Source organism: Curtobacterium sp. P97 (assembly GCF_023712445.1).
Lineage (GTDB): Bacteria > Actinomycetota > Actinomycetes > Actinomycetales > Microbacteriaceae > Curtobacterium.
Window position 1 is genome coordinate 177,921 of record NZ_JAMAYF010000001.1, and the last position, 10,581, is coordinate 188,501.

At 71.9% G+C, this 10,581-nt stretch carries 9 protein-coding genes; 1 reads left to right on the forward strand and 8 read right to left on the reverse strand.

The features are described 5' to 3' along the window. Positions 1 to 73: 73 nt before the first annotated feature. From M3677_RS00805 to M3677_RS00830, 6 genes are all read right to left on the reverse strand, one after another. Positions 74 to 709, reverse strand: a complete 636-nt coding sequence (locus M3677_RS00805) for a thymidine kinase (RefSeq protein WP_066655166.1) — start codon at positions 707 to 709, stop codon at positions 74 to 76. After that, entirely contained in the window at positions 709 to 1,410 is a 702-nt protein-coding gene (locus M3677_RS00810; RefSeq protein WP_235426346.1) for a response regulator transcription factor, read from the reverse strand. The genes M3677_RS00805 and M3677_RS00810 overlap by 1 nt, the downstream gene beginning before the upstream one ends. Then, on the reverse strand, positions 1,397 to 2,575 hold the full coding sequence (locus tag M3677_RS00815) for a hypothetical protein (protein ID WP_209685092.1): 1,179 nt from the start codon (positions 2,573 to 2,575) through the stop codon (positions 1,397 to 1,399). Before M3677_RS00815 ends, M3677_RS00810 begins: the two co-directional genes overlap by 14 nt. Beyond that, positions 2,572 to 3,894, reverse strand: coding sequence for a sensor histidine kinase (locus M3677_RS00820; protein WP_251159561.1), 1,323 nt, complete (start codon positions 3,892 to 3,894; stop codon positions 2,572 to 2,574). The genes M3677_RS00815 and M3677_RS00820 overlap by 4 nt, the downstream gene beginning before the upstream one ends. 158 nt (positions 3,895 to 4,052) lie before the next feature. Next, on the reverse strand, positions 4,053 to 5,315 hold the full coding sequence (locus M3677_RS00825) for an Rv2578c family radical SAM protein (RefSeq protein ID WP_251159646.1): 1,263 nt from the start codon (positions 5,313 to 5,315) through the stop codon (positions 4,053 to 4,055). Positions 5,316 to 5,369: 54 nt separating this feature from the next. Continuing rightward, positions 5,370 to 6,857, reverse strand: coding sequence for a malate:quinone oxidoreductase (locus tag M3677_RS00830; RefSeq protein ID WP_308201950.1), 1,488 nt, complete (start codon positions 6,855 to 6,857; stop codon positions 5,370 to 5,372). A gap of 155 nt (positions 6,858 to 7,012) precedes the next feature. On the opposite strand from M3677_RS00830, the gene M3677_RS00835 reads away from it, so the two are divergent. Next, positions 7,013 to 8,137: a hypothetical protein gene (locus tag M3677_RS00835; RefSeq protein ID WP_251154636.1), complete on the forward strand. Its 1,125-nt coding sequence runs from the start codon at positions 7,013 to 7,015 to the stop codon at positions 8,135 to 8,137. Between the two features lie 84 nt (positions 8,138 to 8,221). On the opposite strand, the gene M3677_RS00840 is transcribed toward M3677_RS00835, so the two are convergent. Together M3677_RS00840 and M3677_RS00845 are read right to left on the reverse strand one after the other, a co-directional pair. Then, a complete protein-coding gene (locus M3677_RS00840; protein WP_251154635.1) occupies positions 8,222 to 9,271 on the reverse strand; it encodes an aspartate-semialdehyde dehydrogenase in 1,050 nt (349 codons plus the stop codon). A 37-nt stretch (positions 9,272 to 9,308) separates the two neighbouring features. Beyond that, complete coding sequence (locus M3677_RS00845) at positions 9,309 to 10,574, reverse strand: aspartate kinase (RefSeq protein WP_066655175.1); 1,266 nt, start codon at positions 10,572 to 10,574, stop codon at positions 9,309 to 9,311. Positions 10,575 to 10,581: the final 7 nt, after the last annotated feature.

Below are 10,581 nucleotides of genomic sequence, written 5' to 3' on the forward strand. Positions count from 1 at the left end.
GTCTGGAGGCGCGTGGCGGCGCCGCACCGTGCCTCCCGTCCGGCGGTGGCCCACCTGGCGGACGTGGGTCGGATCAGTGGGCGAGCTCGCCGTCGAGCCGCCCGCCCGACTCGCTGAGGTAGCAGTTCGCGCAGAGCGACTCGTAGGTGACGTCGACCCCGTCGATCGCGACCTGGGACCCGTCGAAGACGAAGCGGCCGTCGACCTTGCGCGCGTTGAACACGGCCTTGCGACCGCACCGGCAGATGGTCTTGAGCTCCTCGAGCGAGTGCGCGACCTCGAGCAGTCGCGCGCTGCCGGGGAACGCCTCGGTGCGGAAGTCCGTGCGGATGCCGTAGGCGAGCACGGGGACCTCGTCGAGCACGGCGACGCGGAGCAGGTCGTCGACCTGGCGCGGGGTGAGGAACTGCGCCTCGTCGACGAGCACGCAGCTCACCGGACGCACCATGCCGTCGAGCCGATCCGACTCGGGGTCGGTGGCACCGGCGTCGGCGACCGCGTGCCGGACGTCGTCGTGGGGCGCGAAGACGACGTCCACGGAGCGTGTGACGCCGAGTCGGGAGACGATCTCACGGTCGCCCTTGGTGTCCACCGACGGCTTCGCCAGCAGCACGCGTTGCCCGCGTTCCTCGTAGTTGTACGCGGCCTGCAGCAGCCCGGTGCTCTTGCCGCTGTTCATCGCGCCGTACCGGAAGTAGAGCTTCGCCACTACGCGAGGAACCCGTCCTCGGCGGCACGACGGATGAGGTCCGACTTCTTCGACGCGGGACGGCCGACCTTGCTGTACTTCTCGCGGACGCGGCGGAGGTAGGTCTTGGCGGTCTCGTACTGCACGTTCATCTGCGCGGCGACCTCGTTCGTCGAGTAGCCGGACACGTACAGGCGCAGTGCCTCTTCCTCGCCCGCACTGAGCTTCGGGCGCTGGTGCGCGCTCGCGCCGGTCGGCAGCGGGCGCCAGTCGCGCTGCGCCGGGGTCTCCCGCGAGACACCCATGACCTCGCGCGCGACGTCCATGACCTCGCGCATCGGCAGCGACTTCGACAGGAACGCGGCCGCACCGGCAGCCAGGGCACGGTCGCGGGACTCGCGGCTGTCGACGCTCGAGAGCACGATGACCTTCGCCCCGGCAGCACGACAGGTGCGCACGCGGGCCTCGATCGACACCGGCTCCTTGAGCTGGAAGTCGAGGAAGACGAGGTCCGTCGGGAAGTTCTCGCTGTGCACCATCTCGAGCCACGTGTGGGCGGTGAGGGCGAGGTCGAAGTCGAAGGCGTTCACGGCGATCCAGCTCGACAGGCTGTCGAGCAGCACCTCGTGGTCGTCGAGGATCGCCAGCCGCACGCGTCGGGTTCCGGGCTGCGGGAGCGGTGGCACGCCCTCCGTGGTCCGGTTCGGGTCAGTGCTGGTCATAGGAGAACCTTAGTGCGAGGGACGATGGTCGGACGGCGACGTCGAGGTCGGGGAAGGTCACGCGGAGCACCGCGAAGTAGGGGTCGAACGTGCGGTGGATGCCGACGTCCGAGTCGTCGACCGCGAGCTCCGTGCGGACCTCGACGCGGTCGGGTGGCGCGCCGGGCTCGCGCGAACGGCGGACCGTGGCACGGAACCGCGCGGGGTCCACCGTCGCTGCGCCGAGCGCCGCACGGAGGAACGTCCGGACCACGGTCCGCTGGTCGGTGTCGAGCGTCGCGATGAGGCCGTCCGGGTCGTCCACCGACTCGGCGGACCCGCCCTCGACGGCGACCGCGTACTCGAGCCACGTCCGGTCGGCGTCCGCGACCATGGCCTGCCGGATGCCGTCCGCGATGGAACGAGCGCGTGCGCGGTCGGCGTCGGTGATCACCTCACGCGTCCGGAGTTCGGCGAAGAACGGGGCGACGTCGCGCGCGAGGATGACGGAGCGGTCCTGCTGCACGCGCGCGGCGATGCCGTCCCGCTCGGCGCGCGCCACCGAGTACGAGCCCGCACGGATCTGCACGCGCTCCGCCAGGCCGCCGAAGGTCCACGCGAACACGACGGACGCCGCGGTGAGGACCAGCGTCGGCGCGGCGGCGAGGAAGGCGGCGACGGTCACCGGCACCTGGTGCGGGAACACGGCGGCGGCGGCACCCCAGGCAGCTGCGTCGACCGCCGCCAGGACGAGCCCGCCGACCGCCAGGTCCCGCCACGGCCGGTAGGGCGCGACCGTCACGATCCCGGTGGCGGTGAGCAGGCACATGAAGTCGTTGAGCGCGTTGCGGTCCGGCCCCCACTGCGCCGCGACGCTCGCGGCCGACGCTGCGCCGAGCAGCACGACGTGGAGCACGTACGCCCAGCGCGGGAACGGCGCCCGGAAGGGCGACGACGACGCGATCACGACCGCGCCCGACGCGCCCAGGAGCAGCACCGTGAGGGCGCTGAGCGTCGGGCTGCCGACCACGTCGCGGTCGAACACCGACACGACCAGCGCCCACAGCACGCCGGCCGCACCGAGCAGGACGGCGAGGGGGCGGGAACCCATCGCGCCGAGCGGGTCCCACTGCTGTGCGGTCCGAGCGCCCCGGACGGCGGCCCGCACCGCGTCGACGCGACTCACCGGGCGGCTCCGCGGTCGGACTCACCCGTGACGGCGTACGACGCCGCGCCGCCGGTCCGTGCGCCGCCGGTGTGCGCGCCACCCGTGTGTGCGCCACCCGTGTGTGCGCCGCCGGTGTGTGCTCCGTCGGCGCGGGCCGCGTCCTCGCTCGTGTAGGGCACGGTCATCATGACGCTCGTCCCGGATCCCGGCGACGACCACACCTGGACGTCACCGCCGACCCGGCCGATGCGTTCCCGGACCGAGCCGCGCAGCCCCATCCGGTCGCTGCCGGTCTCCTGCTCGTCGAACCCGCGGCCGTCGTCGACCACCATCACCGTGCACGACGAGCCGTCGTCGAAGACGCTGACCTCGGCCTCGTCGGTCCCCGCGTGCTTGCGGACGTTCGCCAGGCACTGCCCGACGGCCCGGAGCAGTGCCGTCGCCGCCGACGGGTCGAGCCGCGCCAGGGCAGCCGGATCACCGGTGACCGCGACCGCGAGCCCCTCCGCCCGGTGCTCGTCCACCATCGCGTCGAACGCGGCACCGGCAAGGGCCGGGTCCGGGTCGGACGTCGGGTCGGACGACGCGAGCCACTGCTTCCCGGTCAGCATCGCGACGTCGGCTTCGACCGTGCGCGCGAGCTGCGGGTCCATGGGGCCGTCGGGAGCGAGCGCGATGGCACCGAGGTGGTTGAGGACCGTGTCGTGCAGGATCGCCGCGGCCTCGGCCTCGACCCCGGCCCGGTAGGCGGACACGTGCTCCTCGCGCGCGGACCGGAGCAGCTCGGGCTGGACGCGCTCGGACCGCGCGGTGTTCCGGCTGGTGAAGAGCACGAGGGCGACGACGAAGCCCAGGGTGACCCAGGCGAGGAGGAGCGGTCGGGGCGGCCCGTCCGCCTGCAGCACCGCGATCCCGGTCGCGAGCCGACCGACCAGGAACCCGCCGAACGACCAGACGACGACGCGACTCGCGACCGCACCGGCCCCGCCCACGAGCACGAGCGGGATCACCGCGAGCGACACCAGGTAGCTCGTCACCCAGCCGGCGGGCACCTCGCGCTGCACGATCGTGGTGAACCACCACGTGCAGACCCCGCCGGTGACGAGGAAGGCCACGGCCGAGCGCCAGGTGCCGAACTGCACGTGCACGCCGATCATCGCGAGCATGGGGAGGAGCGCGAGCACGGCCCCGGCGACCCGCACGTCGGGCTCGGCCAGTCGGTACAGCAGCAGGGTCACGGCGGCGGCGACGACCGATCCGATCGCCGCTGCGTGGAAGGCGCGCACGGTCGACCACGCGTTCACTCGCGGAGCGAGGTGCGTGGGGATGCCGAGCACGGGTCGATGGTCCTTCCGAGAGTCGTCCGGTCGCCGTGTTACGCGACCGTCCGGGGGCCGGTCATGTACCCCGAAACGAGCACGATCCGGCGACCCGCTCGATGCTACCGCCGATCACCGACACAGGGTGTCCCCCGAACGCGGAAGGTGGACGCTCCTCAGAACAGGGTCGGTCCGGACGGGCCTCCGATCACGGTCGTCCCGGCACCGCGACGGTCGAAGTCGGGGTCGGCACGCTTGAGCGGCGACGAGGTCGGGCGGGACTGCTCGTCGAGCGACACCGGGACGCGGTACCCGTTCGTGATGCCCCCGTTCGTGATGACCGACCCGACGAGGGCGCGCGGTCCGGTGTCGCCGGGCCCCTGACGCGGTGCACGCGGAGCGGTCGCCGCCGCTGCCCGCTCGCCGGGTACGAGGTGCGCCTGCCGGTCGCTGAACCCCATCGAACCGGTCGCCGGGTCCACCCGGCCGAGTCCGAGACCGTGCGCGGCCAGGATCGGACGCACCCGGTCCGCGAGCCACCGGCGGTAGTCCGCGGGCGCGTAGGTGTTGTCGAGGTACATCGAGCGGTAGCGCGCGACGAGGTCGGGACGGGTGCGCTGCAGCCAGGCCGCCCACCACGGCTTCACGCCAGGACGCAGGTGCAATGCGGAGTACATCACGCTCGAGGCGCCGGCCTCGGCCGCGCGACCGATCGCTTCGTCGAGGTGCGCGCGCGTGTCCGTGATGAACGGGAGCACCGGCATGAGGAACACCGAGCACTCGAGCCCCGCGTCGCGGATCGCCCGGACGGTCGCCAACCGGGCGGCGGTCGTCGGGGTCCCGGGCTCGACCTGCTGCTGCAGCTCGTCGTCGTACACGGCGATCGACATCGCCAGGTCGACCGGGACGCTCCGTGCCGCCTCGACCAACGTGGGCAGGTCACGCCGCAGCAGCGTCCCCTTCGTCAGGATGCTGAACGGGGTGCCCGACTCGGCCAGCGCGCGGATGACCCCGGGCATCAACCGGTAGCGCCCCTCGGCACGCTGGTACGGGTCGGTGTTGGTGCCGAGCGCAACGGGGTGCCGGTCCCACGACGGCTTCCGGAGCTCACGGCGCAGGACGTCCGCGACGTTGGTCTTCACGACGATCTGCTGGTCGAAGTCGGCGCCCCCGTCGAACTCCAGGTACGTGTGCGTGGGCCGCGCGAAGCAGTAGACGCACGCGTGACTGCAGCCGCGGTACGGGTTGATCGTCCACCCGTAGGTGCCGCTGCCGTCGGCAGCCGGCACACGGTTCAGGGCACTCTTCGCCAGGACCTCGTGGAAGGTGACCCCGGCGAACTCCGGCGTGGTGACGCTGCGCACCAACCCGCTGTTCGACTCGAGCCCCGGCAGGGCGTCACCGCGCTCCGCTCCGATCGACTGCCCGCTCCACCGCATGCCCTCATTCGAACACACGTTCGAACCACAGACAAGTCGCCCGAGCGGCGAGGCTCAGTGGTGCAGACCGAGGACCTTCGCGGTGTGCTCGAGGGTCTCGTCGGCGAGCTGCGGGTCGGCGCCGAGGTCCTTGCCGTACGTGGGCACCATCGTCCGCACCATCGGGGCCCAGGCGTCCCACCGGTCCGGGAAGCACCGCTGCAGCATCGTCAGCATGATCGGCACCGCGGTGGACGCACCGGGACTCGCGCCGAGCAGGCCGGCGATCGAGCCGTCGGCCGAGGTGATGACCTCGGTGCCGAACTGCAGCACCCCGCCCTTCTCCGGGTCCGGCTTGATGACCTGCACGCGCTGCCCGGCAGTGATGCGGTGCCAGTTCTCCGGTTCGGCGGTCGGCATGAAGTCGCGGAGGGCGTCGAACTTCGTCTGCTTCGACGCCAGGAGCTGCCCGACCAGGTAGCGGACCAGGTCGAAGTTCGAGAACGCCACGCTCAGCATCGGTCGCAGGTTGTGCGGTCGGATCGACCGGAACAGGTCGAGCAACGAGCCCTGCTTGAGGAACTTCGGGCTGAACCCGGCGTAGGGGCCGAACATCAGCGACGCCCTGCCCTCGACGATCCGGGTGTCGAGGTGCGGCACCGACATCGGCGGAGCGCCGACGCTCGCCTTGCCGTACACCTTCGCCGCGTGCTTCTGCACGACCTCGGGGTCGTCGGTGCGCAGGAACTCGCCGGACACGGGGAACCCGCCGTACCCGCGGATCTCCGGGATGCCCGACTTCTGCAGCAGGCGCAGGGCCCCGCCGCCGGCGCCGACGAAGACGAACTTCGCCGCGATGCGCTGCGTCGACCGACCGATCTCGTTGCGGACGTCGAGCGCCCACCCCTCGGAGACCTTCGACCGCGTGATCTTCTGCACCTGGTGCGACGGCTCGAACTCGACACCGGCGATCTCGAGCTCGTCGAAGAGCTGCTGCGTCAACGAACCGAAGTCGACGTCCGAGCCGGCGGCCGAGTACGTCGCAGCGACCGGCTGGTCCTTCTTGCGCCCCGGGATGAGCGCGGGCGCCCACCGGCGGATCTGCGCCGGGTCGTCCGAGTACTCGATGCCCGCGAAGAGCGGGTGACCCTTGAGCGCCTCGTACCGCTTGCGCATGTACTCGACGTTCTCCTCGCCCCACACGAAGGAGATGTGCGGGGTCGGGTTGATGAAGTTGGACGGCTGCGGGAGCGCGCCGGTCTCGACCAGGTGCGCCCAGAACTGCCGCGAGACCTGGAACTGCTCGTTGACGGTCACGGCCTTGGCGATGTCGACGTGTCCGTCCGGCATCTCCGGCGTGTAGTTCAGCTCGCACAGCGCGGAGTGACCGGTCCCGGCGTTGTTCCACGGGTTCGAGGACTCCTGCGCGACCGAGCCGAGCCGCTCGTACACGCGGATCTTCCACGTGGGTTCGAGGCGGTGGATGATGGCGCCGAGCGTGGCGCTCATGATCCCTCCCCCGATCAGGACGACGTCGATCGGGTCCACCTGCTTCACTGCCACACGACGATCCTACCCACTGCCGCTGGGTCGCCCGGGGGCATCGTCCGGATGCGGGGCGCTGGTCGTACCCATCGCACCTGCTAGTGAAGTACGACATTCCGGATGTGGCACCATTTCACGGTCCCGATCGACCGTCCCCTCCCGGAGGCCCCACCGTGAACCACCGCCGGCGCGCCCGTCTCGCCCTCCCGCTCCTGCCCGCGGCCGCGATCGCCCCGCTCCTGCTCGGCCCTGCCGCCCTGGCCGACACGCTCCCCTCGCCGCAGCCCGAGCCACGGGCTGCGCCCGCTGCGACGCTGGAGGGCACCTTCCACGTCGTCGGCACCACCGGCTTCGTCGCCGTCGCCGACCACGACGGCCAGCCCGTGCTCGACACCCGCCCGGTCGCCGCCGACACCGCGCACTACCCCGCGCCCGGCACCACCGGTCCGCTCGTCGTCGGGTCGATGTGCCTGTCCGCCCTCAACGGCCCCGGGCTGCCCTTCGCCGTGCTGGCCGACGCCGCCGTCCCCTCCGGCTGCCTCCAGGTCCGCACCACGAGCCCCGCGCCCCACGTCGTCCGGTTCACCGCCGACGACCCGTCCTCACCGGCGAACGGCCTCGAGCTCGGCCTGCAGGCGAACGGCGCGCTCCTGGCGCTCGGCACCGCGGGGTCCGACATCGAACTCGTCACCGAGGGCCCCGTCGTCGCACCGACGCTCGACCACACCGACCTGGCACCCGGTTCCGCCCTCTCGGGCACCGCCACGCCCGGCGCGCACGTCGTCGTCGTCCGTGACGGGACGGTGGTCTGTGAGACCGATGCCGCCGATCGAGGTGCGGACGACGCCGGACACTGGTCCTGCTCGCCGATCGATGCGCTCACCGAGGGCACGTACACCCTCGAACTGTTCGCCTCGACCCCCGCCGGGCAGCTCGCGCCGCCCGTCCCCGTCGAGGTCGTCGTGTCCGCAGGGACCGGCGCCGGCGACGGTCCGGACCCCGACCCCGGTGACGGCGAGGGCACCGATCCGGGTGACGCACCGTCTCCGGGAGACGGTGCCGGAGGCACGGGCGGCACCGGGACCCCCGGTGAGGCCGACCAGACCGGCGAGCCCGGCGCGGACGGACCGTCGCCAGGACCGGCGACGACCGCCCGGACCGTCGACGCCGCGCCGCAGGGGCGCCTCGCCTGGACCGGCACCGAGGTGACCGGACCCCTCGCCGTCGCGCTCGCGCTCCTCACCGCCGGGACCGGCGTGCTGCTGCACCGACGACGTCGCACTCGGTCCCGTTCCTGACGGTCGGGACGACGGACGGGAGGCCCGTGGCGGTGTCGCCACGGGCCTCCCGTCCGTCACGTGTCGCGTCGGCGACGGTGCTCGCTAGGCGGCGACCGCGCGCCGTTCGAGGATCGTCTCGGCGATCTGCACCGCGTTGAGCGCAGCGCCCTTCCGCAGGTTGTCGTTGCTGACGAAGAGGACCAGGCCGTGGCCGTCGGGCGCGGATTGGTCCGCGCGGATGCGGCCGACGAAGGACGGGTCCTGACCGGCTGCCTGCAGCGGAGTCGGGACGTCCGCGAGCTCGACGCCCGGGGCCGTGGCGAGGAGCTCCGTCGCCCGCTCGGGCGAGAGCGGCTGCGCGAACTCGGCGTGCACGGAGATCGAGTGCCCGGTGAACACGGGGACGCGCACGCAGGTCCCGGCGACGAGCAGGTCGGGCAGCTCGAGGATCTTGCGGCTCTCGTTGCGGAGCTTCTGCTCTTCGTCGGTCTCCCCCATGCCGTCCTCGACGATGCTGCCCGCGAGCGGGACGACGTCGAAGGCGATCGGTCGGACGTACTTGACCGGCTCCGGGAAGGTCACCGCCGAACCGTCGTGGGTGAGCGCCGCGGTGTCCTGCTCGAGCGCCGCGCGCGCCTGGCCGAGGAGCTCCTCGACTCCGGCGAGGCCCGACCCGGACACGGCCTGGTAGGTGGTCGCGACGAGACGGCGCAGCCCGGCTTCGGTGTCCAGCACCTTGAGGACCGGCATGATCGCCATCGTCGTGCAGTTCGGGTTGGCGACGATGCCCTTCGGGGCGTCGTCGATGGCGTGCGGGTTGACCTCGCTCACGACCAACGGCACCTCGGGGTCCATCCGCCAGGCACTCGAGTTGTCGACGACCACCGCACCCGCCGCCGCGAACTTCGGCGCGAGGGCGCGTGACGCCGTGGCACCGGCCGAGAACAGCGCGATGTCGATGCCCGACGGATCGGCGGTCTCGGAGTCCTCGACGACGATCTCCTCGCCGCGGAACGACAGCGTCGAACCGGCGGACCGGGCACTCGCGAAGAACCGGACGTGGTCGGCCGGGAACGCGCGCTCCTCGAGGAGGCGACGCATCACGGCGCCGACCTGGCCGGTGGCGCCGACGACGGCGACGGTGGTGCTCATGTGGTGCTCCTGCTCGTGGGTCGTGTCGGCGCGGGGCTCAGCGCCCGGTGCCGGCGTAGACGACGGCTTCCTGGTCGGCGTCCAGCCCGAAGGCCTGGTGCACGACGCGCATGGCCTCGTTCAGGGTGTCGGCGCGCGTGACGACCGAGATGCGGATCTCCGAGGTGGAGATCATCTCGATGTTGATGGACGCCTCGTGCAGGGCGCGGAAGAGCGCCGCCGAGACACCGGCGTTGGTCCGCATGCCGGCACCGACCAGGGCGAGCTTGCCGATCTGGTCGTCGTACTGGATGCCCGAGTAGCCGATGTCGGCCTTGGCGACCTCGAGCGCGGTCAGGACGCCCTGGCCCTGGTCCTTCGGCAGCGTGAACGAGATGTCCGTGCGGCCCGTGACCGCCTCGGACACGTTCTGCACGATCATGTCGATGTTGGCGCCGGCGCGGGCCACGATCGTGAAGATCTCGGCGGCCTTGCCGGGGGTGTCGGGCACGCCGACGACGGTGATCTTCCCCTCGGAGAGGTCTCCGGCGATGCCGGTGATGATCGGTTCTTCCACGGTTTCCCCCTCTGCAGGGTTGTAGACGATGGTGCCCTCGGCGTTGCTGAACGAGGAGCGGACGTGCAGGGTGACGCCGTGCCGACGGGCGTACTCGACGGCACGGATGTACAGGACCTTGGCGCCGGAGGCGGCGAGCTCGAGCATCTCCTCGCTCGTGATCCGGTCGACCTTCTTGGCCTTCGGCACCACGCGGGGGTCCGCGGTGAAGATGCCGTCGACGTCGGTGTAGATCTCGCAGACGTCGGCGTCGAGCGCGGCGGCGAGCGCGACGGCGGTGGTGTCCGACCCACCGCGACCGAGCGTGGTGATCTCGCCCGTCGTGCGGTTGAACCCCTGGAACCCGGCCACGATCGCGACGTGCCCGGCGTCGAGCGCCTCGCGCACGCGCTTCGGGGTGACGTCGACGATGCGGGCCTTGCCGTGCTGGGCGTCCGTGAGCATGCCGGCCTGACTGCCCGTGTACGACGATGCCTCGACCCCGAGGCTCTTGATCGCCATCGCGAGCAGCGCCATCGAGATGCGCTCCCCCGCGGTGAGCAGCATGTCGAGCTCACGACCGGCGGGGATCGGCGTCACGGAGTGCGCGAGGTCGACGAGCTCGTCGGTCGTGTCGCCCATCGCCGAGACGGCCACGACGACGTCGTTGCCCGCCTTCTTCGTCTGGACGATCCGCTTCGCCACGCGCTTGATGCTCTCGGCGTCCGCGACGGACGATCCACCGAACTTCTGCACGATCAGGGCCACTGGCTGG